The 21,544-nt window shown below is 68.1% G+C and carries 34 protein-coding genes; all 34 read left to right on the forward strand.

All coding sequences use genetic code 11. The annotated features are described in order from the left end of the window. Positions 1–4 precede the first annotated feature (4 nt). The 34 genes from ACGF07_RS17680 to rpsK all read left to right on the forward strand — a co-directional run bounded on the left by ACGF07_RS17680 (position 5) and on the right by rpsK (position 21,516). Entirely contained in the window at positions 5–1,327 is a 1,323-nt protein-coding gene (locus tag ACGF07_RS17680; RefSeq protein ID WP_350743482.1) for a hypothetical protein, read from the forward strand. 101 nt (positions 1,328–1,428) lie between these two features. Beyond that, positions 1,429–2,118: a glycosyltransferase family 2 protein gene (locus tag ACGF07_RS17685; RefSeq protein ID WP_350743484.1), complete on the forward strand. Its 690-nt coding sequence runs from the start codon at positions 1,429–1,431 to the stop codon at positions 2,116–2,118. Beyond that, the gene (locus tag ACGF07_RS17690; RefSeq protein ID WP_350743486.1) at positions 2,115–2,492 is read left to right on the forward strand and encodes a DUF2304 domain-containing protein; all 378 of its coding nucleotides are present in this window, start codon (positions 2,115–2,117) and stop codon (positions 2,490–2,492) included. Before ACGF07_RS17685 ends, ACGF07_RS17690 begins: the two co-directional genes overlap by 4 nt. 530 nt (positions 2,493–3,022) lie before the next feature. Then, entirely contained in the window at positions 3,023–3,916 is an 894-nt protein-coding gene (locus ACGF07_RS17695; RefSeq protein ID WP_350743488.1) for a glycosyltransferase, read from the forward strand. A gap of 145 nt (positions 3,917–4,061) precedes the next feature. Beyond that, positions 4,062–5,882, forward strand: coding sequence for a hypothetical protein (locus ACGF07_RS17700; RefSeq protein WP_392899682.1), 1,821 nt, complete (start codon positions 4,062–4,064; stop codon positions 5,880–5,882). Between the two features lie 419 nt (positions 5,883–6,301). Further along, entirely contained in the window at positions 6,302–6,610 is a 309-nt protein-coding gene (rpsJ, locus tag ACGF07_RS17705; RefSeq protein WP_012785157.1) for a 30S ribosomal protein S10, read from the forward strand. 14 nt (positions 6,611–6,624) lie between these two features. Further along, entirely contained in the window at positions 6,625–7,272 is a 648-nt protein-coding gene (gene rplC / locus ACGF07_RS17710; protein ID WP_153460994.1) for a 50S ribosomal protein L3, read from the forward strand. Between the two features lie 4 nt (positions 7,273–7,276). Continuing rightward, on the forward strand, positions 7,277–7,954 hold the full coding sequence (gene rplD / locus ACGF07_RS17715) for a 50S ribosomal protein L4 (protein WP_350743493.1): 678 nt from the start codon (positions 7,277–7,279) through the stop codon (positions 7,952–7,954). Further along, positions 7,954–8,271: a 50S ribosomal protein L23 gene (gene rplW / locus ACGF07_RS17720; protein WP_030280768.1), complete on the forward strand. Its 318-nt coding sequence runs from the start codon at positions 7,954–7,956 to the stop codon at positions 8,269–8,271. Before rplD ends, rplW begins: the two co-directional genes overlap by 1 nt. A gap of 46 nt (positions 8,272–8,317) precedes the next feature. Beyond that, entirely contained in the window at positions 8,318–9,154 is an 837-nt protein-coding gene (gene rplB, locus ACGF07_RS17725; protein ID WP_030232466.1) for a 50S ribosomal protein L2, read from the forward strand. Between the two features lie 11 nt (positions 9,155–9,165). Further along, on the forward strand, positions 9,166–9,447 hold the full coding sequence (rpsS, locus tag ACGF07_RS17730) for a 30S ribosomal protein S19 (RefSeq protein ID WP_030280772.1): 282 nt from the start codon (positions 9,166–9,168) through the stop codon (positions 9,445–9,447). A gap of 85 nt (positions 9,448–9,532) precedes the next feature. Next, entirely contained in the window at positions 9,533–9,880 is a 348-nt protein-coding gene (gene rplV, locus ACGF07_RS17735; protein ID WP_030280773.1) for a 50S ribosomal protein L22, read from the forward strand. Next, positions 9,880–10,704, forward strand: coding sequence for a 30S ribosomal protein S3 (gene rpsC, locus ACGF07_RS17740; protein ID WP_030055823.1), 825 nt, complete (start codon positions 9,880–9,882; stop codon positions 10,702–10,704). The genes rplV and rpsC overlap by 1 nt, the downstream gene beginning before the upstream one ends. A 5-nt stretch (positions 10,705–10,709) precedes the next feature. Beyond that, on the forward strand, positions 10,710–11,129 hold the full coding sequence (gene rplP, locus ACGF07_RS17745) for a 50S ribosomal protein L16 (protein ID WP_030232476.1): 420 nt from the start codon (positions 10,710–10,712) through the stop codon (positions 11,127–11,129). Further along, positions 11,129–11,353, forward strand: a complete 225-nt coding sequence (rpmC, locus tag ACGF07_RS17750; protein WP_030232478.1) for a 50S ribosomal protein L29 — start codon at positions 11,129–11,131, stop codon at positions 11,351–11,353. The genes rplP and rpmC overlap by 1 nt, the downstream gene beginning before the upstream one ends. Then, positions 11,353–11,625 carry a 30S ribosomal protein S17 gene (gene rpsQ, locus ACGF07_RS17755; RefSeq protein ID WP_030280777.1) on the forward strand — a complete coding sequence of 91 codons (273 nt, stop codon included), beginning with the start codon at positions 11,353–11,355 and terminating at the stop codon, positions 11,623–11,625. The genes rpmC and rpsQ overlap by 1 nt, the downstream gene beginning before the upstream one ends. A 103-nt stretch (positions 11,626–11,728) precedes the next feature. Next, the gene (rplN, locus tag ACGF07_RS17760) at positions 11,729–12,100 is read left to right on the forward strand and encodes a 50S ribosomal protein L14 (protein ID WP_030232481.1); all 372 of its coding nucleotides are present in this window, start codon (positions 11,729–11,731) and stop codon (positions 12,098–12,100) included. Positions 12,101–12,115: 15 nt separating this feature from the next. After that, entirely contained in the window at positions 12,116–12,427 is a 312-nt protein-coding gene (gene rplX, locus ACGF07_RS17765; protein ID WP_350743501.1) for a 50S ribosomal protein L24, read from the forward strand. Further along, the gene (gene rplE / locus ACGF07_RS17770; RefSeq protein ID WP_030280779.1) at positions 12,427–12,996 is read left to right on the forward strand and encodes a 50S ribosomal protein L5; all 570 of its coding nucleotides are present in this window, start codon (positions 12,427–12,429) and stop codon (positions 12,994–12,996) included. The genes rplX and rplE overlap by 1 nt, the downstream gene beginning before the upstream one ends. A gap of 4 nt (positions 12,997–13,000) precedes the next feature. Further along, positions 13,001–13,186, forward strand: a complete 186-nt coding sequence (locus tag ACGF07_RS17775; protein ID WP_030055830.1) for a type Z 30S ribosomal protein S14 — start codon at positions 13,001–13,003, stop codon at positions 13,184–13,186. A gap of 268 nt (positions 13,187–13,454) precedes the next feature. Then, complete coding sequence (gene rpsH / locus ACGF07_RS17780) at positions 13,455–13,862, forward strand: 30S ribosomal protein S8 (RefSeq protein ID WP_207810340.1); 408 nt, start codon at positions 13,455–13,457, stop codon at positions 13,860–13,862. A gap of 22 nt (positions 13,863–13,884) precedes the next feature. Continuing rightward, positions 13,885–14,424, forward strand: a complete 540-nt coding sequence (gene rplF, locus ACGF07_RS17785; protein ID WP_350743497.1) for a 50S ribosomal protein L6 — start codon at positions 13,885–13,887, stop codon at positions 14,422–14,424. 3 nt (positions 14,425–14,427) lie between these two features. Continuing rightward, positions 14,428–14,811, forward strand: coding sequence for a 50S ribosomal protein L18 (gene rplR / locus ACGF07_RS17790; RefSeq protein ID WP_031063032.1), 384 nt, complete (start codon positions 14,428–14,430; stop codon positions 14,809–14,811). Positions 14,812–14,859: 48 nt separating this feature from the next. Beyond that, positions 14,860–15,480 (forward strand): 30S ribosomal protein S5, encoded by a 621-nt coding sequence (gene rpsE / locus ACGF07_RS17795; protein WP_207810342.1) that lies wholly within the window; start codon positions 14,860–14,862, stop codon positions 15,478–15,480. Next, complete coding sequence (rpmD, locus tag ACGF07_RS17800; protein WP_109451325.1) at positions 15,480–15,662, forward strand: 50S ribosomal protein L30; 183 nt, start codon at positions 15,480–15,482, stop codon at positions 15,660–15,662. The genes rpsE and rpmD overlap by 1 nt, the downstream gene beginning before the upstream one ends. Before the next feature lie 2 nt (positions 15,663–15,664). Continuing rightward, a complete protein-coding gene (gene rplO / locus ACGF07_RS17805; protein ID WP_392899695.1) occupies positions 15,665–16,117 on the forward strand; it encodes a 50S ribosomal protein L15 in 453 nt (150 codons plus the stop codon). Positions 16,118–16,444: 327 nt separating this feature from the next. Continuing rightward, positions 16,445–17,755: a preprotein translocase subunit SecY gene (secY, locus tag ACGF07_RS17810; RefSeq protein ID WP_350735708.1), complete on the forward strand. Its 1,311-nt coding sequence runs from the start codon at positions 16,445–16,447 to the stop codon at positions 17,753–17,755. Then, positions 17,755–18,408 carry an adenylate kinase gene (locus tag ACGF07_RS17815; protein WP_392899698.1) on the forward strand — a complete coding sequence of 218 codons (654 nt, stop codon included), beginning with the start codon at positions 17,755–17,757 and terminating at the stop codon, positions 18,406–18,408. Before secY ends, ACGF07_RS17815 begins: the two co-directional genes overlap by 1 nt. 114 nt (positions 18,409–18,522) lie before the next feature. Continuing rightward, positions 18,523–19,362 carry a type I methionyl aminopeptidase gene (gene map, locus ACGF07_RS17820; RefSeq protein ID WP_350735714.1) on the forward strand — a complete coding sequence of 280 codons (840 nt, stop codon included), beginning with the start codon at positions 18,523–18,525 and terminating at the stop codon, positions 19,360–19,362. A 131-nt stretch (positions 19,363–19,493) separates the two neighbouring features. Beyond that, entirely contained in the window at positions 19,494–19,919 is a 426-nt protein-coding gene (gene mscL, locus ACGF07_RS17825) for a large conductance mechanosensitive channel protein MscL (RefSeq protein WP_350735717.1), read from the forward strand. 192 nt (positions 19,920–20,111) lie between these two features. After that, positions 20,112–20,333: a translation initiation factor IF-1 gene (gene infA, locus ACGF07_RS17830; RefSeq protein ID WP_003956442.1), complete on the forward strand. Its 222-nt coding sequence runs from the start codon at positions 20,112–20,114 to the stop codon at positions 20,331–20,333. 32 nt (positions 20,334–20,365) lie between these two features. Then, positions 20,366–20,479 (forward strand): 50S ribosomal protein L36, encoded by a 114-nt coding sequence (rpmJ, locus tag ACGF07_RS17835; RefSeq protein ID WP_003956441.1) that lies wholly within the window; start codon positions 20,366–20,368, stop codon positions 20,477–20,479. 176 nt (positions 20,480–20,655) lie between these two features. Then, a complete protein-coding gene (gene rpsM / locus ACGF07_RS17840; RefSeq protein ID WP_097237495.1) occupies positions 20,656–21,036 on the forward strand; it encodes a 30S ribosomal protein S13 in 381 nt (126 codons plus the stop codon). A gap of 72 nt (positions 21,037–21,108) precedes the next feature. Next, positions 21,109–21,516 carry a 30S ribosomal protein S11 gene (gene rpsK / locus ACGF07_RS17845; protein ID WP_014136257.1) on the forward strand — a complete coding sequence of 136 codons (408 nt, stop codon included), beginning with the start codon at positions 21,109–21,111 and terminating at the stop codon, positions 21,514–21,516. The last annotated feature ends 28 nt before the right edge of the window (positions 21,517–21,544 follow it).

A 21,544-nucleotide genomic window follows, 5' to 3' on the forward strand; every position in this document is an offset into this window, starting at 1 on the left:
TGTGATGAAGAACCCGATCGCCAAGCTGCTTGGGGTGCTTCCCCCGGGGGCGCGGCTCGTGGTCGGTGGCACGGTCGTGCTCGGAGCCTCGGCGTACGTGTACATGGCGCTCGTGGGCTACAGCCTGAGCACCGTCGGCGCGGCCAGGGTGACGATGCTCTGGACCATCGTGATGTCCGTCGGATGGGGCCTCTTCCAGCCGGTCGAGCTGGAGCTGACCCGGTTGGTCGCCGCCCGCAAGGTGGCCGGACACGGGGCGCTTCCCGCGGTACGGCGGATGCTGCTGCTGGCCATGGCGATCCTGGCCGCGGTCTGCGCGCTGCTGGCGGCCGCCGCCGGCCCGATCGCCGACCAGCTGTTCAGCGGCGACCGCACCCTGGTGGTCGCCCTGGCCGGCGGCCTGGCCGGTCTCGCGGTGAGTTCGGTCGCCCGCGGCGCGCTGGCCGGACTCGGGCTGTTCGGGCCGTACGGCACCCAGCTGGCGGTCGACGGGGGGCTGCGCATCGGCCTGGCCGGCGTGGCGGCCCTGGCCGGGCTGCACTCGGCGCTCGCCTTCGGCCTGATCCTCTTCGTCTCGCCGGTGGCCGCCTCGCTGATCGGCCTGCGCGACACCCTCGCGGACCGCACTCCGGGGCCGGAGGTGTCCTGGAAGCAGCTCACCAGCGGGCTCGGCCTGCTGATCGCCTCGGTCATGCTCAGCCAGCTGGTCGTCAACGCGACCGTGGTCTGCGTGCGCCTGCTCGCGCCGAAGCACTCCGAGGCCTCCGACGCCCTGGTCTTCGCGATCGGCCAGGCGGTGGTGATGGCCCGGGCGCCGCTGTTCGCCTACAGCGCCCTGCAGGCCTCGATGGTCTCCGCGCTCTCCGGCGCCGCCGCGGCCGGCGACCACGGCGAGTTCCGCAAGGTGCTGACCCGTACCACCGCGATCGTCGCCGCGATGTGCATCGGCGGTGGGCTGCCGGTGATCGTGCTCGGCTCCAGGCTCAACCCGCTGCTGTTCAACGCCAAGGACGTGCTCGGACCGCTGGACTTCCTCTGGCTGGTGTTCGGGACGCTCTGCTACGTCCTCGCGACGGTCTTCGGCCAGGCGCTGATGTCGAGCTCGCAGCACCGCCGCCAACTGGTGGGCTGGACGGCCGGTTCCGTAGCATTGGTGGCTGTCGCGCTCACGCCGGGCGGCGTCGGTCTCCGCGCGGAGCTCGCCTACCTGGCGGGGTCGCTGGTCAGTGCCGTCCTGATGCTGTGGTCGCTGTACCGCGCATTCCCCTCCCGCCCCGCCGCCGACCCGGCCGACCGGACCGCGGCAGAGCCGCTGCGGACCCGTTGAGGGCGGGGGACCGGACTGTGATCGGCCGACGCCCATGACCATCATCGATAGACAGACCCGAGGCACGGGCCGCCGTGCCGTTCGCCAAGCATGGAGCACCTGTGTCCGAGTATGACAACGTCTGGCTGGTGATCCCGGCGTACAACGAAGGCCAGGTGATCGCCGACGTCGTGGAGGGTGCGCGCAAGACCTTCCCGAACATCGTGGTGGTCGACGACGGCTGCACCGACGACACGGCCCAGCACGTCATGTCGACCGGCGCGCACCTCGTGCGGCACCCGGTCAACCTGGGGCAGGGCGCCGCGCTCCAGACCGGTCTGAAGTACGCGCTCGGGCAGGAGGGCGCCGAGTACTTCGCGACCTTCGACGCGGACGGCCAGCACCAGACCGCCGACGTCGAGAAGATGGTGGCGCTGCTGCGCCAGGGCGAGGCCGACATCGTCCTCGGCTCCCGCTTCATCGAGCAGACCGGCCAGGTGCCGTGGATCAAGCGGGTCGTGCTCCGCACCGCCGCCGCCGTCAGCCCGACCGCCCGAAAGCTGAAGCTCACCGACGCGCACAACGGTCTGCGCGTGATGAACCGTGAGGCCGCCAGCCGGATCAAGATCACCATGAACGGCATGGCCCACGCTTCGGAGATCGTTTCCTTCCTCGCCGGCTCGGACCTGAGGGTCGCCGAGGTTCCGGTGGACATCCTGTACACCGACTACTCGCGCGCCAAGGGCCAGTCCCTGATCAACGGCGTGAACATCCTCTTCGACATCTCGCTGCGGGAGCGTAACCGCCGATGAATCACCTCTGGATCCAGCTGATCCTGGTCCTGGCCGCGGTGGCCATGGCCCTCCTGTTCGTCCGGCGCTGGGACGCCGCGAACACCCGGGCGTGGAAGCGCATCGCCTTCGCCCTGTTCGTGATCGCCAACATCGTCGCCATCCTGTGGCCGACCGGCGTGACCAAGCTGGCCACCGCGCTGGGCGTCGGCCGCGGCACGGACCTGGTGCTCTACCTGATGGTGATCGCCATGGGCTTCCTCACCCTCAACACCTACCTGCGCTTCCGCTCGCTCGAGAAGAAGCTCACCGACCTGGCCCGCACGGTGGCCATCAACGAGGGCGTCCGCCACAACAACGACCGCCTGGACGCCCCGGTCGGCTCCGACCGCTGACGCCCTCTCCCGCGGGGCGGGCGACGCGCACGAGGAGGGCCCCGTACCCGAGGGTGCGGGGCCTTCTCCGTGCCGTCGGCCGGGCCGGGGCACCGGGGCCGGAACCGGGCGCGGCCGGCGCGTGCGGGGCGCGGCCGCCACCGCCGGCGCGTGCGCTGACGGGGCGTCGGAGAGTCCTCGAGCCCGGTGGGGGCCGGAGTGCCCGCGGAGAAGCCCGACCCGTAGGCTGGAACTCCCAGCGCTCGCACACGGATCACCGTGAACCAGGCGGGACGGCGGGCCCCCGTCGCGCGGGCCGGCGGTTCCCGCCGCGTCGTGAGAAACCGTCATTCCGGTGAACCGCCGAACCGGGGGACCCTCCCGAACCGTTCGTCCGAAGAGCCGGGCCCGCCGGCCGCGGGGCCGGGCGCGGTGCCCGGAGCGGCACCGCTCCCCGATCACCGGCCGGAAGCTGGTTGACTTGGCTCGCCCGGCGGCCGCGGCCGGGCGGCACCCGAGCGTGACCCAGGACCAGGAGGTGCGGCGCCGTCATGAGCGTCGATTTCGTCATCCCGTACTACGGCGACCCGGAGTACCTGTTCGCCACCATCGACAGCATCCGGGCCCAGAACCAGCAGGACTGGCGACTGACCGTGGTGGACGACCAGTACCCGGGCAACCGGGCGCTGGAGTACATCGAGGGCCTGGGCGACGACCGGATCCGGTACGTCCGCAACGAGGAGCGGCTGGGCCCCAACGGCAACACGTACAAGGCGTCGACCCTGGCCGAGCGCGAGTTCGTCTCCATGATGGGCGCCGACGACCTGCTGGAGCCGGACTACCTGGACGTCGTCCTGGAGCGGATGAAGGCCGACCCGAACGCGATCGCGGTCCAGCCGGGCGTGAAGGTGATGGACAGCGACGGGAACCTGGTGCCCTCGCTCGGCATCGGCGACAAGGTCAAGCGCCGGATCGCCGCCCCCGCCCGCAAGGCCGGCGTGATCAGCGGCGAGGACGCGGTCAAGAGCCTGCTGTCCGGCAACTGGCTGTACACCCCGTCGCTCCTCTACCGGCAGTCGGCGCTCTCCAAGATCCCGTACCGCCCCGACATCGACGCCGTCCACGACCTGGCGTTCATGGTCGACATGCTGATGGAGGGCGGCAACCTGCTGGTCGACGAGCGCGAGGTCTTCCGCTACCGCCGTCACCAGGCCAGCGACTCCTCGACCCGGGTCAAGGACGGCAAGCGCTTCGACGAGGAACTGCGCTACTACGGGCTGATCGCCAAGGAACTGCGCGCCAAGGGCTGGAACGCGGCGGCCCGCTCGGCCGACCTGCACCTCTCGTCCCGTCTGCACGCCCTGATGGTGGCCGCCGGACGCCTCGGCGCGGGTGACTTCGCCCACGCCGGCGCCATGGTCGGCCGCGCCGTCCGCAGCAGCTGACCGGCGCGGATCCCCTCCAGCAGGCCCTTCGCCCGGAGCAGCCGCTCCGGGCGGCGGTTCTATCATGTCGGCTGATCCCGATCGCCGACCCACCCCGCCACTCCATGCCACTCACCGGACGTGGCCACGCACGGAAGTGACAGACATGACTGATCTGGCCACCAGCCCGGTCGGCGGCTCCGAGGCGGAGCCGCGACAACCGGAGGGCGCCTCCGCTGCCCGCCCCGGGCGGATGGACGGCCTGCTGGCGCGGCCCTGGGCGGTCCGTTCGGCCGAGGCCCTGGTCTCGGTCGTGGCGGCGTTCGTCTTCACGCTGCTCTGCATGCGCATCAACGTCAACCCGCTCAACCGCGTCGGCCAGGTCAGCGGTCTGGCCATGGTGCAGAAGTACGCCGCCGTGGTCGGGCTGCCCGTCCTGGCGGTGCTGCTCTACACGGCCTACCGGGGCAGCCTGGCCCGCTACCAGCTCACCCAGCGGCTGGTCTGCGCGGCCGTCGCCGGCCTGGCCACCGGCGCGGTCGCCGGCGGCATCGCGGTGGCGCTGAACGGCACCGACTGGGGCCTCGGCGGCCAGGAGGGCGACCCGGGCAACCTCATCGGGATGGCCAACGACATGCTGCGCGGCAAGGGCCTGCCCGGCGTCTACCCGCCCGGCTTCCCGGCCGTGCTGGCGGTCTGGTCGAAGCTGTTCTACGGCGGTATCGGCGGCGTCGGCTACGCGATGAAGGACGTCCAGCTGATCTGCAGCGCGCTGGTCGGCCCGATGGCGTACCTGTCCTGGCGACTGCTGCTGCGCCCGTTCTGGGCGCTGCTGGTCGCCGTCCCGGCCGCGATCCTCTTCCTGGACCCGATCCGCCCGTACAGCCACGTGACGATGCTGGTCATGGTGCCGATGCTGGCCGGGGCCCTGCGCGAGCTGCGCCGGGCGCACGAGCTGACCACGCGCTCCACCGTGCTGCGCGGCGTCGGCTTCGGCGTCTCGTTCGGCGTGATGTTCCTCTGGTACTCGGGCTGGTTCGTCTGGGCCGCGCCCGGCGTGCTGGTGCTGACGCTGTTCCTGGTGCCGTGGCGCCGCGGCGCCGCCCGGGTCAAGCGGGTGCTGCTGTTCCTGGCCGCGACGCTGGTGAGCGCCGGCGTGGTCGGCTCGCCGCTGCTGTACGAGCTGGTGAAGCAGGGCGCCCAGGCCAAGGACCGGTACGCCTACCTCTCGGTGTACATCGACCCGGCGTACATCATGGGCTGGGCCTCGGACCGCAACGGCGACCTGAACTACCACGACTTCCCGTGGCGCGGTGAGCTCGCCGGGCAGAGCGCCTACACCCTGCTGCTGCTGGCCGGCGCCGCGCTGGCGCTCGGCCTCGGTCTGCGCAGCGTCCTGGTCCGCACCACCGCGGCGACGCTGATCAGCGCCTGGCTGCTGCGCTTCTACTTCGCCTCGCACCTGGCGAAGGACAAGGCCGTCATGCTGTACCCGCGCACCACCTGGATCATCCTGTACGCGCTGATGATCCTCGCGGTGCTCGGCCTGATGTTCGCCGTCCAGCGGGGCACCGCCTGGCTGCGGACGGTGCAGCGCGTCGGCGCCGACGGCGGGCCCGCGCCGGTGACGCTGCGGCCGACCGTCACCGGGCGCCTGGTCGCGGGCGCGGTCTGCGCCATGGCGCTGTTCGCCGCCATGTCGGCCTCCTGGTCGGTGGACCGCTACATGCCGACCACCAAACCGGAGTACGTCCCCACCGCCGACGCCAAGGGCATCGACATGGGCGCGGACGCCTGGCGCGCGCACATCCTGGTGAACCGCAACGGCAAGTGCCCCAAGTACGACCCGGCCGGTCCCACCGACTGCGCCCCGGTCAACAAGGGCCTCCACGAGTACAACAACGAGCCCGACAAGGGCCGGCTGTGGTGCGCCAACGTGACCGGCGAGGAGTGGTCGCTGGTCTGCGGCTCGAAGCGTCCGTGGTGACGCGGGTCCGCGGCCGCGGCCGCGGCTGACGACGGTCACCCTCTCGGGGCCGGTGAGGTGCGCCTCACCGGCCCCGATTGGCATCCGGGCTGCTCCATGTGGCAGTATGTCCAAGTTGCTCGGTTGAGTGCCGATGCTGCGCGCCTCCCGCCGGGAGGACCGGAAGCGAGTCCCATGTACTCGTCGTTCCCGTGATGGCCGTCAAGCGTGAGTTCTACGCCACGGCAGCTGCGGGGCGGACGTACGGGAATCTTCCGGGAAGCGTGTGCGGGGTCTCGACCCGGCTCCCCCCACCCCGGAAAGTTCGAAACCGACGAGTTCTTCGCCGGTTTTTTGCAAGCGCGAGTGCGACACGCCCGAGCGCGGGGGTCGGAGGGGATTCGTGCAGTGACTAACGACAGAAGGACTACTGAGTAGCCATGGCGGGACAGAAGATCCGCATCCGGCTCAAGGCCTACGACCACGAGGTCATCGACTCCTCGGCGAAGAAGATCGTCGAGACGGTGATCCGTACTGGTGCGCAGGTCGCGGGCCCGGTGCCGCTGCCCACTGAGAAGAACGTGTACTGCGTCATCCGCTCGCCGCACAAGTACAAGGACTCGCGCGAGCACTTCGAGATGCGTACTCACAAGCGTCTGATCGACATCCTCGACCCCACGCCGAAGACGGTTGACTCGCTGATGCGTCTCGACCTGCCGGCCGGCGTCGACATCGAGATCAAGCTCTGAGAGGCGCACCGAAGATGGCTAAGCAGATTAAGGGCATCCTGGGCGAGAAGCTCGGCATGACCCAGGTCTGGGACGAGAACAACCGGGTCGTCCCGGTGACCGTCGTCAAGGCCGGGCCGAATGTCGTGACCCAGGTCCACACCGCCGACAGCCCGGCCGGCTACGACGCCGTCCAGATCGGCTTCGGCGAGATCGACCCCCGCAAGGTGAACAAGCCCCTCGCGGGCCACTTCGCCAAGGCCGGTGTCACCCCGCGCCGCCACCTGGTCGAGCTCCGTACCTCGGACGCGTCCGAGTACACCCTGGGCCAGGAGATCACCGCCGAGCTGTTCGAGGCGGGTGTCAAGGTCGACGTGACCGGCACCTCCAAGGGCAAGGGCTTCGCCGGTGTCATGAAGCGCCACAACTTCCGTGGTCTCGGCGCCGGTCACGGCACCCAGCGCAAGCACCGTTCGCCCGGTTCCATCGGTGGCTGCGCCACCCCGGGCCGTGTGTTCAAGGGCCTGCGCATGGCTGGTCGGATGGGCCACGAGCGTGTGACCACCCAGAACCTGACCGTGCACGCGGTCGACGCGGAGAAGGGTCTGCTGCTCATCAAGGGCGCCGTCCCGGGCCCGAACGGCGGCCTCGTCCTCGTCCGCACCGCGGCGAAGGGGCTGTGAGGAAATGAGCACCATTGACATCCTGTCGCCGGCTGGCGACAAGACCGGCAGCATCGAGCTGCCGGCCGAGATCTTCGACGCGAAGGTCAGCGTTCCGCTGATGCACCAGGTCGTCGTGGCGCAGCTCGCTGCGGCCCGTCAGGGCACCCACAAGACCAAGACTCGCGGCGAGGTCCGCGGTGGCGGCAAGAAGCCGTACCGCCAGAAGGGCACCGGCCGCGCCCGTCAGGGCTCGACCCGTGCGCCGCAGTTCGCCGGCGGTGGCGTCGTGCACGGTCCCGTGCCGCGCGACTACTCGCAGCGGACCCCGAAGAAGATGATCGCCGCCGCCCTGCGCGGTGCGCTCACCGACCGGGCCCGCCACAACCGCATTCACGTCGTCACCGGCGTGACCGCGACCGAGGCGCCGTCGACCAAGGCCGCCAAGGGCCTGTTCGGCAAGATCACCGACCGCAAGAACGTCCTCCTGGTCGTCGAGCGCTCGGACGAGCTGGGCGTCAAGTCCGCTCGCAACCTGCCGAACGTGCACATCCTGGACGCGGGTCAGCTGAACACCTACGACGTGCTCGTCTCCGACGATGTGGTCTTCACCCAGGCCGCCTTCGAGCGTTTCGTGGCCGGTCCGGCCGCGTCCGCCAAGGCCGTTGCCGCTGAGGGCGAGCTCGAAGGGAGCGCCGCCTGATGAGCGACGTTACGAGCAAGACGTTCACGGACCCCCGTGACGTCCTGGTGAAGCCGGTCATCTCCGAGAAGAGCTACAGCCTTCTCGACGAGAACAAGTACACGTTCATCGTGTCGCCGGGCGCCAACAAGACCCAGATCAAGCAGGCCGTCGAGGCGGTCTTCTCGGTCAAGGTCGAGGCTGTCAACACGATCAACCGTCAGGGCAAGCGCAAGCGGTCCAAGACGGGCTTTGGCAAGCGCAAGGACACCAAGCGCGCCATCGTGACGCTGGCCGAGGGCAACCGCATCGACATCTTCGGTGGTCCGGTCTCCTGAACCAGGAGATCGTGATCGTCGATTAGGACGAGGACGAGAGAGCCAAATGGGCATCCGCAAGTACAAGCCGACTACGCCGGGCCGTCGTGGCTCCAGCGTGGCCGACTTCGTAGAAATCACGCGGTCCACGCCGGAGAAGTCGCTGGTTCGCCCCCTGCACAGCAAGGGCGGCCGTAACAACGCCGGTCGTGTCACCGCTCGCCACCAGGGTGGCGGTCACAAGCGCGCCTACCGCGTGATCGACTTCCGTCGTCACGACAAGGACGGCGTGCCGGCCAAGGTCGCGCACATCGAGTACGACCCGAACCGCACCGCGCGCATCGCGCTCCTGCACTACGCGGACGGCGAGAAGCGCTACATCATCGCGCCGCGCGGCATCGCGCAGGGTGACCGGATCGAGAACGGCGCTGGCGCCGACATCAAGCCGGGCAACAACCTGCCGCTGCGCAACATCCCGGTCGGTACCACCATCCACGCGGTGGAGCTGCGTCCCGGCGGCGGTGCCAAGCTGGCCCGCTCGGCCGGCTCCGGCATCCAGCTGCTGGCGCGTGAGGGCAAGATGGCGCACCTGCGCATGCCCTCCGGTGAGATCCGCCTGGTCGACGCGCGCTGCCGCGCCACCGTCGGCGAGGTCGGCAACGCCGAGCAGTCGAACATCAACTGGGGCAAGGCCGGCCGCATGCGCTGGAAGGGCGTCCGCCCGACCGTGCGTGGTGTCGCCATGAACCCGATCGACCACCCGCACGGTGGTGGTGAGGGTAAGACCTCCGGTGGTCGCCACCCGGTCTCGCCGTGGGGTAAGCCCGAGGGCCGTACCCGTCGCCCGAACAAGGCGTCGGACAAGCTCATCGTGCGCCGCCGCAAGACCAACAAGAAGCGCTAGGAGCAGGTCAGATGCCGCGCAGTCTCAAGAAGGGCCCCTTCATCGACGGCCACCTCATCAAGAAGGTGGACGCTCAGAACGAGGCGGGTACTCAGAACGTCATCAAGACCTGGTCCCGTCGTTCCGTGATCTCCCCGAGCATGCTCGGTCACACGATCGCGGTCCACGATGGCCGCAAGCACGTCCCGGTGTTCGTCACCGAGTCGATGGTCGGCCACAAGCTCGGCGAGTTCGCTCCGACCCGCACCTTCCGTGGCCACGTGAAGGAAGACCGGAAGTCGAAGCGCCGCTAAGAGCCCCTTCAGTGGCCTCCGGCCACGGGGCCTGAGCTTTCAGCGCCAGAACGACTCAATGACTTACTCCATTAAGGGGACAACCATGGAAGCCAGGGCACAGGCGCGGTACATCCGCGTGACGCCCATGAAGGCCCGCCGCGTGGTGGACCTCATCCGTGGCATGAATGCCACGGAGGCCCAGGCCGTCCTGCGTTTCGCTCCGCAGGCCGCCACCGTGCCGGTCGGCAAGGTGCTCGACAGCGCCATTGCCAACGCCGCGCACAACTACAACCACTCCAACGTGGACGACCTCTACATCTCCGAGGCGTACGTTGACGAGGGCCCGACCCTGAAGCGGTTCCGTCCGCGTGCCCAGGGCCGCGCCTACCGGATCCGCAAGCGGACCAGCCACATCACCGTGGTCGTCAGCAGCAAGGAAGGGACCCGGTAATGGGCCAGAAGGTTAACCCGCACGGGTTCCGCCTCGGCATCAGCACGGACTTCAAGTCCCGCTGGTACGCCGACAAGCTGTACAAGGACTACGTCAAGGAAGACGTCGCCATTCGTCGCATGATGACGAAGGGCATGGAGCGCGCCGGCATCTCCAAGGTCGAGATCGAGCGCACCCGCGACCGCGTCCGCGTCGACATCCACACCGCCCGTCCCGGCATCGTCATCGGGCGTCGTGGCACCGAGGCCGACCGCATCCGCGGCGACCTCGAGAAGCTGACCGGCAAGCAGGTCCAGCTGAACATCCTCGAGGTCAAGAACCCCGAGCTGGACGCCCAGCTCGTGGCTCAGGGCGTCGCGGAGCAGCTGTCCTCCCGCGTCTCCTTCCGCCGTGCCATGCGCAAGTCGATGCAGGGCACCATGAAGTCCGGCGCCAAGGGCATCAAGGTCCAGTGCTCCGGTCGTCTCGGCGGCGCCGAGATGAGCCGTTCGGAGTTCTACCGCGAGGGCCGTGTGCCGCTGCACACCCTCCGCGCGAACGTCGACTACGGCTTCTTCGAGGCCAAGACCACCTTCGGCCGCATCGGCGTGAAGGTCTGGATCTACAAGGGCGACGTCAAGAACATCGCCGAGGTCCGCGCTGAGAACGCCGCTGCCCGCTCGGGCAACCGCCCGGCCCGTCCCGAGGGTGGTCGTCCCGCCCGCGGTGGCGAGCGCCGTGGTGGCGAGCGCGGTGGCCGTGGCCGTCGTCCCGCCGCTGCCGAGGCCCCCGCGGCCCCGGTCGCCGAGGCTCCGGCTGCTGAGAACACCGGAACGGAGGCCTGACCCCAATGCTGATCCCCCGTCGGGTCAAGCACCGCAAGCAGCACCACCCGAAGCGCCGTGGCGCTGCCAAGGGTGGCACCGAGCTGGCGTTCGGCCAGTTCGGCATCCAGGCCGTGACCCCGGCCTACGTGACGAACCGTCAGATCGAGTCCGCTCGTATCGCGATCACCCGTCACATCCGTCGTGGCGGCAAGGTCTGGATCAACATCTACCCGGACCGCCCGCTCACCAAGAAGCCGGCCGAGACCCGCATGGGTTCCGGTAAGGGTTCGCCGGAGTGGTGGATCGCGAACGTGCACCCGGGTCGGGTCATGTTCGAGCTGTCGTACCCGAACGAGAAGGTTGCTCGCGAGGCGCTCACCCGTGCCGCGCACAAGCTGCCGATGAAGTGCCGGATCGTCCGGCGCGAGGACGGTGAGAGCTGATGTCGGCCGCTACCAAGGCTGCTGAGCTTCGCTCGCTGGACAACGAGGGTCTCGTTGCCAAGCTGCGCGAGGCCAAGGAGGAGCTGTTCAACCTCCGCTTCCAGGCGGCGACCGGGCAGCTCGACAACCACGGACGGCTCAAGCTCGTCCGCAAGGACATCGCGCGGATCTACACCCTGATGCGCGAGCGCGAGCTGGGCATCGAGACGGTGGAGAACGCCTGATGACTGAGAACACCAACGAGACGCGCGGTTTCCGCAAGACCCGTGAGGGTCTCGTCGTCAGCGACAAGATGGACAAGACCGTCGTCGTCGCCGTCGAGGACCGCGTCAAGCACGCTCTGTACGGCAAGGTCATCCGCCGTACGAACAAGCTGAAGGCGCACGACGAGCAGAACGCGTGCGGCGTGGGCGACCGGGTCCTCCTCGCGGAGACCCGCCCGCTGTCCGCGACGAAGCGCTGGCGCGTCGTCGAGATCCTCGAGAAGGCCAAGTAACGAAGCCGATGAGGTACGGCCGTATGTGCAACGGGTCCCCCCGGGGACGCCGATGTGAGCAGCGGCCGGCCCGTCGACTCTCGTTGACGATCAGGAGAAAGCTGTGATCCAGCAGGAGTCGCGACTGCGTGTTGCCGACAACACTGGTGCCAAGGAGATCCTTTGCATCCGTGTTCTCGGTGGCTCCGGTCGCCGCTACGCCGGAATCGGGGACGTCATCGTCGCGACCGTCAAGGACGCGATCCCCGGTGGCTCGGTGAAGAAGGGTGACGTCGTCAAGTGCGTCGTCGTCCGCACCGTCAAGGAGCGCCGTCGTCCGGATGGCTCGTACATCCGCTTCGACGAGAACGCTGCTGTCGTGCTGAAGAACACCGAGGGTGACCCCCGCGGTACCCGCATCTTCGGCCCGGTGGGCCGCGAGCTGCGCGACAAGAAGTTCATGAAGATCATCTCGCTGGCGCCGGAGGTGCTCTGACCCATGGCGAACAGCATGAAGATCAAGAAGGGTGACCTGGTCCAGGTCATCACCGGCAAGGACAAGGGCAAGCAGGGCAAGGTCATCAAGGCCATGCCGGCTGAGAACAAGGTCCTGGTCGAGGGTGTCAACCGGGTCAAGAAGCACACCAAGCCGGGTCCCGGTACCCAGGGTGGCATCGTGACCGTCGAGGCCCCGGTGCACGTCTCCAACGTCCAGCTGGTCGTGGAGAAGGACGGCAAGAAGGTCGTCACCCGCGTCGGTTACCGCTTCGACGACCAGGGCAACAAGATCCGCGTTGCCAAGCGGACCGGTGAGGACATCTGATGTCTGAGACGACTGTTGAGAAGGTGGCCCCCCGCCTCAAGGAGCGTTACAACTCCGAGATCAAGGGCCAGCTGCAGGAGCAGTTCTCGTACGAGAACGTCATGCTGATCCCCGGCCTGGTCAAGGTCGTGGTCAACATGGGTGTCGGCGAGGCCGCCCGTGACAGCAAGCTGATCGAGGGCGCGATCCGCGACCTGACCGCGATCACCGGTCAGAAGCCGGCCGTGACCAAGGCTCGCAAGTCCATCGCGCAGTTCAAGCTGCGCGAGGGCCAGCCGATCGGCACCCACGTCACCCTCCGTGGTGACCGCATGTGGGAGTTCCTGGACCGTCTGGTGTCGCTGGCCCTGCCGCGCATCCGTGACTTCCGTGGTCTCTCCCCGAAGCAGTTCGACGGCCGTGGCAACTACACGTTCGGTCTGACCGAGCAGGTTATGTTCCACGAGATCGACCAGGACAAGGTCGACCGTCAGCGCGGTATGGACATCACCGTCGTGACCACCGCTCAGACCGACGACGAGGGCCGGGCGCTGCTGCGCGCTCTGGGCTTCCCGTTCAAGGAGGCGTGAGCCAATGGCGAAGAAGTCCCTCATCGCGAAGTCCGAGCGCAAGCCGAAGTTCGGCGTCCGGGCCTACACCCGGTGCCAGCGCTGCGGCCGTCCGCACTCGGTGTACCGCAAGTTCGGCCTGTGCCGTGTCTGCCTCCGTGAGATGGCGCACCGCGGCGAGCTGCCGGGCGTGACCAAGAGCTCCTGGTAATCCAGCGCTCTAGGCACCGCTAGCGAAGCAGAGGTGCCCGATCCCACAGCGGCCCGTTTTGGGCCTGCCGTACGGAGTCCCGTAAGGTGGTGGGGTCGGGCCCCCTGCCACGGCTTCCCCATGGATGTCCGTGGCCCTCTTCTGGGAGGGCTCGCACCCAGTCTTACTACGTCGTAGGTCCCCTGCGCTTGTGCCCCTGGCGCACTCGAAGAGTGCGGCAGGGGGACCTGGCGCGGAGAAACCACGGCGAGAGAGGCCTGAGGCCATCATGACCATGACCGACCCCATCGCAGACATGCTCACGCGTCTGCGCAACGCGAACTCGGCGTACCACGACTCTGTCGCGATGCCGTCGAGCAAGATCAAGGCGCACGTCGCCGAGATCCTGCAGCAGGAGGGTTACATCTCCTCCTACAAGGTTGAGGAGCCCGCTGAGGGCGAGGTCGGCAAGAAGCTGACCATCGAGCTCAAGTTCGGCCCCAACCGTGAGCGCTCCATCGCCGGCATCAAGCGCATCAGCAAGCCGGGTCTGCGTGTTTACGCAAAGTCCACCAACCTGCCGAAGGTGCTCGGCGGCCTGGGCGTGGCGATCATCTCCACGTCGTCCGGCCTCCTGACCGACAAGCAGGCCGCCAAGAAGGGCGTAGGCGGAGAAGTTCTCGCCTACGTCTGGTAATTCGGGAAACGGAGGTACAGCAATGTCGCGTATTGGACGGCTGCCCATCCAGGTCCCCGCTGGCGTGGACGTCACCATCGATGGCCAGACGGTCTCGGTGAAGGGCCCCAAGGGTTCCCTCACCCACGTCGTCGCTGAGCCGATCGAGATCGGCAAGGGCGAGGACGGCACCGTGCTCGTCACCCGCCCGAACGACGAGCGTCGCTCGAAGGCCCTGCACGGCCTGACCCGCACGCTGGTGGCGAACATGATCACCGGCGTGACCCAGGGCTACCGCAAGTCGCTGGAGATCAGCGGTGTCGGCTACCGCGTGAACGCGAAGGGCTCCGACATGGAGTTCTCGCTCGGCTACAGCCACCCGATCCTGGTCACCGCGCCGGAGGGCATCTCCTTCGTCGTCGAGTCGCCCACCAAGTTCCACGTGGACGGCATCGACAAGCAGAAGGTCGGCGAGATCGCCGCGAACATCCGCAAGCTGCGCAAGCCCGACCCGTACAAGGCCAAGGGCGTCAAGTACGCGGGCGAGGTCATCCGCCGCAAGGTCGGAAAGAGTGGTAAGTAAGCGATGAGCGTCTCTGTCAAGATCGGCAAGGGCAACGCCTACAAGAGCGCCGCTCGCAAGCGCCGCGCGATCCGCGTTCGCAAGCGCGTCGTCGGCACCGAGGTGCGTCCGCGTCTCGTCGTGACGCGCTCGAACCGTCACATGGTCGCCCAGGTCATCGACGACGCCAAGGGTCACACCCTGGCGTCGGCGTCCACCCTCGACGTGTCCATCAAGGGCACCGAGGGCGACAAGACCGAGCTGGCCAAGAAGGTCGGGAGCCTGGTCGCCGAGCGCGCCAAGGCCGCCGGCATCGAGTCGGTCGTCTTCGACCGCGCGGGCAACCGGTACGCCGGCCGCATCGCCGCCCTGGCGGACGCGGCCCGTGAGGCCGGGCTCGACTTCTAAGCCGCTCGTCGACTCTGTCGACGGACGTAAACGAGAGAGGTAATTCCAATGGCTGGACCCCAGCGCCGCGAAGGCGGCGCCGGTCGCGGCACGGGTGGCGAGCGGCGCGACCGTAAGCGTGACGGTCAGGGCAACGCCCAGGCCGTCGAGAAGACCGCTTACGTCGAGCGCGTCGTCGCGATCAACCGTGTCGCCAAGGTTGTCAAGGGTGGCCGTCGCTTCAGCTTCACCGCGCTCGTCGTGGTGGGCGATGGCGAGGGCACCGTGGGTGTCGGTTACGGCAAGGCGAAGGAGGTTCCGGCCGCCATCGCCAAGGGCGTTGAGGAGGCCAAGAAGAACTTCTTCCGCGTCCCCCGCATCCAGGGCACCATCCCCCACCCGGTTCAGGGTGAGAAGGCCGCCGGCGTCGTGCTGCTGAAGCCCGCCGCCCCCGGTACCGGTGTTATCGCCGGTGGTCCGGTGCGCGCCGTCCTGGAGTGCGCCGGCATCCACGACATCCTGTCGAAGTCGCTCGGCTCGGACAACGCGATCAACATCGTGCACGCCACCGTGGCCGCTCTGAAGGGCCTCGTGCGCCCCGAGGAGATCGCCGCCCGCCGTGGCCTGCCGCTGGAGGACGTGGCTCCCGCCGCTCTGCTGCGGGCTCGTGCTGCCGGGGTGAGCGCCTGATGGCTCGCCTGAAGATCACGCAGACCAAGTCGTACATCGGCAGCAAGCAGAACCACCGTGACACCCTGCGCTCGCTTGGTCTCAAGCGTCTGCACGACGTCGTGGTGAAGGAGGACCGTCCCGAGATCCGCGGGATGGCCCACACGGTCCGTCACCTGGTGACGGTTGAGGAGGTGGACTGATCATGGGCGACAACCCGATCAAGATCCACAACCTGCGTCCCGCCCCGGGTGCCAAGACCGACAAGATCCGCGTGGGTCGTGGTGAGGGCTCCAAGGGTAAGACCGCCGGTCGTGGTACCAAGGGCACCAAGGCCCGCTACCAGGTTCCGCAGCGCTTCGAGGGTGGCCAGATGCCGCTCCACATGCGCCTGCCGAAGCTGAAGGGCTTCAAGAACCCGTTCAAGATCACGTTCCAGGTCGTCAACCTCGACAAGCTGGCCGAGCTCTACCCGCAGGGTGGCGAGGTCACCGTCGAGGACCTGGTCGCCAAGGGCGCGGTTCGCAAGAACTCCCTCGTCAAGGTGCTCGGCACCGGCGAGATCTCGGTTGCGCTGCAGGTGACGGTCGACGCCGTCTCCGGCTCCGCCGCCGAGAAGATCAAGGCCGCCGGCGGCACCGTCACCGAGCTCGTCTGAGCCCGCTGACACCCGGCTTCGAGCCCCGCACCTCCTCCGGGAGGTGCGGGGCTCGCGCTTTTCCGGGCCGGTTCCGGCCGGCGCCGCCGGGGCCGTGCCGGGGCCGTCGTTCTTTTGTGTGGCAAACCCGGGCATCCCGTACCCCGTGAGTGGGGGAGGGCCCGTGCGCGCTTCTTCCGAGTGGCCGCGCACTGTTAGAGTCCGTGGAGTTCCCTTGTAGGCTGCGCGTAGGCTCGCCTGTGCCGTCTGTACGGGAGCCCGAACCGCAAACTCCCCATTCAGGACCGACCCTCCCGCCGACGACGCGCGGGAGGCGCAGGAGGCACCGTGCTCAGTGCGTTCGCGCGGGCGTTCCAGACGCCCGACCTGCGCAAGAAGCTGCTGTTCACGCTGGGCATCATGGTGCTGTTCCGGCTGGGCTCGCACATTCCCATCCCGGGCGTGAGTTTCACGGCCGTCAACGAGTGTGTGAAGGACACCCGGAACAACGGCCTGTTCGGGCTCGTCAACCTGTTCAGCGGTGGCGCGCTCCTCCAGCTGACGATCTTCGCGCTCGGCATCATGCCGTACATCACCGCGAGCATCATCCTCCAGCTCCTCACCGTCGTGATCCCGCGACTGGAGGCCCTGAAGAAGGAGGGGCAGGCCGGTACGGCGAAGATCACCCAGTACACCCGCTACCTGACCATCGCGCTCGCCGTGCTCCAGGGCACCGGCATCGTGGCGACGGCCTCCAGCGGTGCGCTGTTCTCGGGTTGCCCGCTGGCGAACCAGATCGTGCCCGACACGTCGGTGTTCCGGATCGCCGTCATGGTCATCACGATGACCGCCGGCACCACCGTCATCATGTGGCTGGGCGAGCTGATCACCGACCGCGGCATCGGCAACGGCATGTCGCTGCTGATCTTCACCTCGATCGCCGCGCAGTTCCCGACCTCGATGTGGGCCATCAAGCAGTCCGGCACCATCGGCGGCGGCTGGGTCGAGTTCCTCTCCGTCATCGCGGTCGGCATCATCGTCGTGATGCTGGTCATCTTCGTCGAGCAGGCCCAGCGCCGGATCCCGGTCCAGTACGCGAAGCGCATGATCGGCCGCCGGGCGTTCGGCGGCACCTCGACGTACATCCCGCTCAAGGTGAACCAGGCCGGTGTCATCCCGGTCATCTTCGCCTCGTCGCTGCTGTACATCCCGGCCCTCGTGGTCCAGCTCACCAACAGCCAGGCCGGCTGGGCGGTGTGGATCAAGCAGAACTTCGTCAAGGGCGACCACCCGATCTACATGGCGACGTACTTCCTGCTGATCGTCTTCTTCGCCTTCTTCTACGTCGCCATCTCCTTCAACCCCGAAGAAGTTGCCGACAACATGAAGAAGTATGGTGGCTTCATCCCGGGCATCCGGGCCGGCCGGCCGACGGCCGAGTACCTGAACTACGTGCTGACCCGAATCACGTGGCCGGGTTCGCTCTACCTGGGCCTGATCGCGTTGATCCCGATGATCGCCCTGGTCGCCTTCGGACAGCAGACCAACTTCCCGTTCGGCGGCACCAGCGTTCTCATCGTCGTCGGCGTCGGACTCGAAACTGTGAAGCAGATCGAGAGCCAGCTCCAGCAGCGCAATTACGAAGGGTTCCTCCGCTGATGCGTATCGTCCTCGTTGGTCCTCCCGGGGCCGGGAAGGGTACTCAGGCGCACTTGCTCGCCGCGACCCTGTCCATCCCCCACATCTCCACCGGCAACCTGTTCCGTACGAACATCAGCCAGGGCACCCCGCTGGGGCTCGAGGCGAAGTCGTACATCGACAGCGGCCGTCTGGTGCCGGACGAGGTGACGATCGGGATGGCCAAGGACCGCATGCTCCAGGAGGACGCCGCCAACGGCTTCCTGCTGGACGGCTTCCCGCGCAACCTGGGCCAGGCCGAGGCGCTCGACGAGTTCCTCGCCGAGCAGGGCATCAAGCTGGACGGGGTGCTGGACCTGGAGGTCCCCGAGGACGAGGTCGTCAAGCGGATCGCGGGCCGTCGCCTGTGCCGCAAGAACGACACCCACGTCTTCCACGTCGCCTACAACCCGCCGAAGGTCGAGGGCGTCTGCGACGAGTGCGGCGGCGAGCTGTACCAGCGCTCGGACGACACCGAGGAGGCCGTGCGGGTCCGGCTGGAGGAGTACCACTCCAAGACCGAGCCGATCATCGGTTACTACAAGGAGCAGGGCCTCCTGGTGACCATCCCGGCGCTCGGCAAGGTGGACGAGGTCACCCAGCGCGCGATCGAGGCGCTCAAGCAGGACCGCTGAGCCTCTCGGCGGAGTACGCGTCGAACGGCCGGGTCGCCCGTGGAGCGGGCGGCCCGGCCGTTTCGGCGTCGTACGGTGGTAGCAGTGGAATCCGGACTTGGAAGGCGTGACCTGATGGTGGAGATCAAGACCCCCGAGCAGATCGCGAAGATGCGAGCGGCCGGGCTGGTCGTCGCCGAGGCGCTCAAGGCCTGCCGCGAGGCGGTCGCCCCCGGGGTGACCACCCAGGAGCTCAACGACATCGCGGACAAGGTCATCACCGACCACGGTGCCACCTCGAACTTCCGCGCCCACCACGGCGGCCTGTGGTTCCCCGGCGTGATCTGCGCCTCGGTGAACAACGAGGTCGTGCACGGCATCCCCGGTGACCGGGTGCTGCAGGAGGGCGACATCATCTCGATCGACTGCGGCGCGATCCTGGACGGCTGGCACGGCGACGCGGCGATCACCGTCCCGGTCGGCGAGGTCCGCCCCGAGGTGGAGATGCTGAGCCGGGTGACCGAGGGCTCGATGTGGGCCGGCATCGCCCAGATGAAGAAGAACAACCGCCTGGTCGACGTCTCCAAGGCGATCGAGGGGTACATCCGCCGCCAGCCGCTGCCGCCCAAGGGCAAGTGGGGCATCACCGAGGGCTACGGCGGCCACGGCATCGGCACCGCGATGCACATGGAGCCGCACGTGCTCAACTACGTCGAGCGCGGCCGCGGCAAGGGCCCGAAGCTGGTCCCCGGCACCGTGCTGGCGATCGAGCCGATGGTCTCGCTGGGCACCCCGCACACCACCGTGCTGGACGACGAGTGGACGGTCGTCACCAACGACGGCACCTGGGCCTCGCACTGGGAGCACTCGGTGGCCGTGACCGAGCAGGGCCCGCTGGTGCTGACCGCCTTCGACGGCGGCAAGGCCGCGCTCGCCCAGCTGGGCGTCACCGCGGCTCCGGACCCGCTGGCGTAGTCACGTCGGCGCCGACCGGCGCGCCTGACGAGGGATCAGGGCCCTGGAGGTTTGGACCTCCGGGGCCTTTGTCCTATTTTTATCGGCTGGCAGTGGCAGCGAACGGCTTACGAGCGAGCAGGAGAGAGCACGTGCTCAAGGGATTCCGCGACTTCATGATGCGCGGCAACGTCGTCGACATGGCGGTCGGCGTGGTGATCGGTGCCGCGTTCACGGCCGTGGTGACCGGCTTCGTGTCCGCCTTCCTCACGCCGCTGGTCGGCGTGGTGGTCGGCGCGGCCGGCGACTTCAGCTCGTACCGGGCGACGGTCGCCGGGGTGACCTTCCCGTACGGCCAGTTCCTGAACGTGGTGATCGCCTTCGTGATGACCGCCGCGGTGCTGTACTTCTGCGTCGTGCTGCCGATCACCAAGGCCACCGAGCGCTACCTGCCGAAGAAGCCCAAGGCCCCCAAGCGCCCCTGCCCCGAGTGCCTCACCGAGATACCGGTGGCCGCCCGCCGCTGCGCGGCGTGCACCGCCCACGTCGAGCCGCTGGCCGCGCCCACCGCGTCCTGACCTGCCGGTGTGACGGGCGCCGCCTCCCGGGCCCCGGTTTTGGAGCACCGGACGCGCTGGCGTAGGATGGACCGTCGGCTCACTCGTAGCGTGCTTCAGCACGCCCTCTTCCCCTCGGGGCTGGGGTGAACCCAGGTTCGCACGAGCGTTCCGCATACGGTAGCCGGTCCCGGAAGGTGGATCTCGCAGTTCATGGCTAAGAAGCAAGGCGCCATTGAGATCGAGGGCACCGTGATCGAGTCTCTTCCGAACGCGATGTTCAAGGTCGAGCTGCAGAACGGTCACAAGGTCCTCGCGCACATCAGTGGCAAGATGCGCATGCACTACATCCGCATCCTGCCGGACGACCGGGTCGTCGTGGAGCTCAGCCCCTACGACCTCACGCGCGGCCGGATCGTCTACCGCTACAAGTAAGAACGTCAGATCTAGACCCGGAGAACCTGAACATGAAGGTCAAGCCGAGCGTCAAGAAGATCTGCGACAAGTGCAAGGTGATCCGCCGCCACGGCCGGGTCATGGTGATCTGCGACAACCTGCGCCACAAGCAGCGCCAGGGCTGATCTCTCCCCAGCATTTCTCGTAGTACTTCGCGCGACGCGAAAACGTCATAAGCGGGCTACCCGATCCGTTCCGCGACGAACGGACTGCCACCCCCGGTCAGAGGCCGGGGCTCCCTCACCGTGAGGTGTCGGAGTAGGTAGCGCGCAAGACCTCTGAAGAACCACAGGAGCCTTGAATGGCACGCCTCGCCGGCGTTGATCTCCCCCGTGAGAAGCGGATCGAGATCGCCCTCACCTACGTGTACGGCATCGGCCGTACCCGCGCCCAGCAGACCCTGGCCGAGACCGGTGTCAACCCGGATGTCCGCGTTCGCGACATCTCCGAGGAAGACCTCGTCAAGCTGAGCCAGTACATCGACGCCAACTACACGGTCGAGGGTGACCTCCGCCGTGAGGTGGCCGCCGACATCCGCCGCAAGGTCGAGATCGGCTGCTACGAGGGTCTGCGTCACCGCCGCGGCCTGCCGGTCCGCGGTCAGCGCACCCACACCAACGCGCGTACCCGCAAGGGCCCGCGTCGCGCGATCGCCGGTAAGAAGAAGCCGGGCAAGAAGTAGTCCGTCCCGTCACCGGACATCCCTCCGGCCCGCGGGTCAGCGGACCGACCACCTCAGTAGGAGAACAGACTTATGCCCCCCAAGGGTCGTCAGGCTGCCGGCGCGAAGAAGATCCGCCGCAAGGAAAAGAAGAACGTCGCTCACGGCCACGCGCACATCAAGAGCACGTTCAACAACACCATCGTTTCGATCACCGACCCCTCGGGCAACGTGATCTCCTGGGCCTCCGCCGGCCACGTCGGCTTCAAGGGCTCGCGCAAGTCCACCCCGTTCGCCGCGCAGATGGCCGCCGAGGCCGCTGCCCGTCGCGCGCAGGAGCACGGCATGCGCAAGGTCGACGTCTTCGTGAAGGGTCCGGGCTCCGGCCGCGAGACCGCGATCCGCTCGCTCCAGGCCACCGGCCTGGAGGTCGGCTCGATCCAGGACGTCACCCCCACCCCGCACAACGGCTGCCGTCCGCCGAAGCGCCGCCGCGTCTGACCCAGCGCCTTCGGGCGTGCGGGTAACG

It is taken from the genome of Kitasatospora sp. NPDC048194 (assembly GCF_043202455.1).
Lineage (GTDB): Bacteria > Actinomycetota > Actinomycetes > Streptomycetales > Streptomycetaceae > Kitasatospora.

Bases quoted from the DNA above. Each gene is read 5' to 3' on its own strand.
- rpmJ (WP_003956441.1), top strand. From the start codon at position 20,366: ATGAAGGTCAAGCCGAGCGTCAAGAAGATCTGCGACAAGTGCAAGGTG.
- infA (WP_003956442.1), top strand. From the start codon at position 20,112: ATGGCTAAGAAGCAAGGCGCCATTGAGATCGAGGGCACCGTGATCGAG.
- rpsH (WP_207810340.1), top strand. From the start codon at position 13,455: ATGACCATGACCGACCCCATCGCAGACATGCTCACGCGTCTGCGCAAC.
- ACGF07_RS17690 (WP_350743486.1), top strand. From the start codon at position 2,115: ATGAATCACCTCTGGATCCAGCTGATCCTGGTCCTGGCCGCGGTGGCC.
- rpsJ (WP_012785157.1), top strand. From the start codon at position 6,302: ATGGCGGGACAGAAGATCCGCATCCGGCTCAAGGCCTACGACCACGAG.
- rpmD (WP_109451325.1), top strand. From the start codon at position 15,480: ATGGCTCGCCTGAAGATCACGCAGACCAAGTCGTACATCGGCAGCAAG.
- rplX (WP_350743501.1), top strand. From the start codon at position 12,116: ATGAAGATCAAGAAGGGTGACCTGGTCCAGGTCATCACCGGCAAGGAC.
- rpsK (WP_014136257.1), top strand. From the start codon at position 21,109: ATGCCCCCCAAGGGTCGTCAGGCTGCCGGCGCGAAGAAGATCCGCCGC.
- rplR (WP_031063032.1), top strand. From the start codon at position 14,428: ATGAGCGTCTCTGTCAAGATCGGCAAGGGCAACGCCTACAAGAGCGCC.
- ACGF07_RS17680 (WP_350743482.1), top strand. From the start codon at position 5: ATGAAGAACCCGATCGCCAAGCTGCTTGGGGTGCTTCCCCCGGGGGCG.
- ACGF07_RS17700 (WP_392899682.1), top strand. From the start codon at position 4,062: ATGACTGATCTGGCCACCAGCCCGGTCGGCGGCTCCGAGGCGGAGCCG.
- ACGF07_RS17775 (WP_030055830.1), top strand. From the start codon at position 13,001: ATGGCGAAGAAGTCCCTCATCGCGAAGTCCGAGCGCAAGCCGAAGTTC.
- rpsS (WP_030280772.1), top strand. From the start codon at position 9,166: ATGCCGCGCAGTCTCAAGAAGGGCCCCTTCATCGACGGCCACCTCATC.
- ACGF07_RS17695 (WP_350743488.1), top strand. From the start codon at position 3,023: ATGAGCGTCGATTTCGTCATCCCGTACTACGGCGACCCGGAGTACCTG.
- rplB (WP_030232466.1), top strand. From the start codon at position 8,318: ATGGGCATCCGCAAGTACAAGCCGACTACGCCGGGCCGTCGTGGCTCC.
- rpsQ (WP_030280777.1), top strand. From the start codon at position 11,353: ATGACTGAGAACACCAACGAGACGCGCGGTTTCCGCAAGACCCGTGAG.
- rplC (WP_153460994.1), top strand. From the start codon at position 6,625: ATGGCTAAGCAGATTAAGGGCATCCTGGGCGAGAAGCTCGGCATGACC.
- rpsC (WP_030055823.1), top strand. From the start codon at position 9,880: ATGGGCCAGAAGGTTAACCCGCACGGGTTCCGCCTCGGCATCAGCACG.
- rplV (WP_030280773.1), top strand. From the start codon at position 9,533: ATGGAAGCCAGGGCACAGGCGCGGTACATCCGCGTGACGCCCATGAAG.
- rplF (WP_350743497.1), top strand. From the start codon at position 13,885: ATGTCGCGTATTGGACGGCTGCCCATCCAGGTCCCCGCTGGCGTGGAC.
- rplW (WP_030280768.1), top strand. From the start codon at position 7,954: ATGAGCGACGTTACGAGCAAGACGTTCACGGACCCCCGTGACGTCCTG.
- rplD (WP_350743493.1), top strand. From the start codon at position 7,277: ATGAGCACCATTGACATCCTGTCGCCGGCTGGCGACAAGACCGGCAGC.
- rpsE (WP_207810342.1), top strand. From the start codon at position 14,860: ATGGCTGGACCCCAGCGCCGCGAAGGCGGCGCCGGTCGCGGCACGGGT.
- ACGF07_RS17815 (WP_392899698.1), top strand. From the start codon at position 17,755: ATGCGTATCGTCCTCGTTGGTCCTCCCGGGGCCGGGAAGGGTACTCAG.
- map (WP_350735714.1), top strand. From the start codon at position 18,523: ATGGTGGAGATCAAGACCCCCGAGCAGATCGCGAAGATGCGAGCGGCC.
- rplE (WP_030280779.1), top strand. From the start codon at position 12,427: ATGTCTGAGACGACTGTTGAGAAGGTGGCCCCCCGCCTCAAGGAGCGT.
- rplO (WP_392899695.1), top strand. From the start codon at position 15,665: ATGGGCGACAACCCGATCAAGATCCACAACCTGCGTCCCGCCCCGGGT.
- rpsM (WP_097237495.1), top strand. From the start codon at position 20,656: ATGGCACGCCTCGCCGGCGTTGATCTCCCCCGTGAGAAGCGGATCGAG.
- rpmC (WP_030232478.1), top strand. From the start codon at position 11,129: ATGTCGGCCGCTACCAAGGCTGCTGAGCTTCGCTCGCTGGACAACGAG.
- rplP (WP_030232476.1), top strand. From the start codon at position 10,710: ATGCTGATCCCCCGTCGGGTCAAGCACCGCAAGCAGCACCACCCGAAG.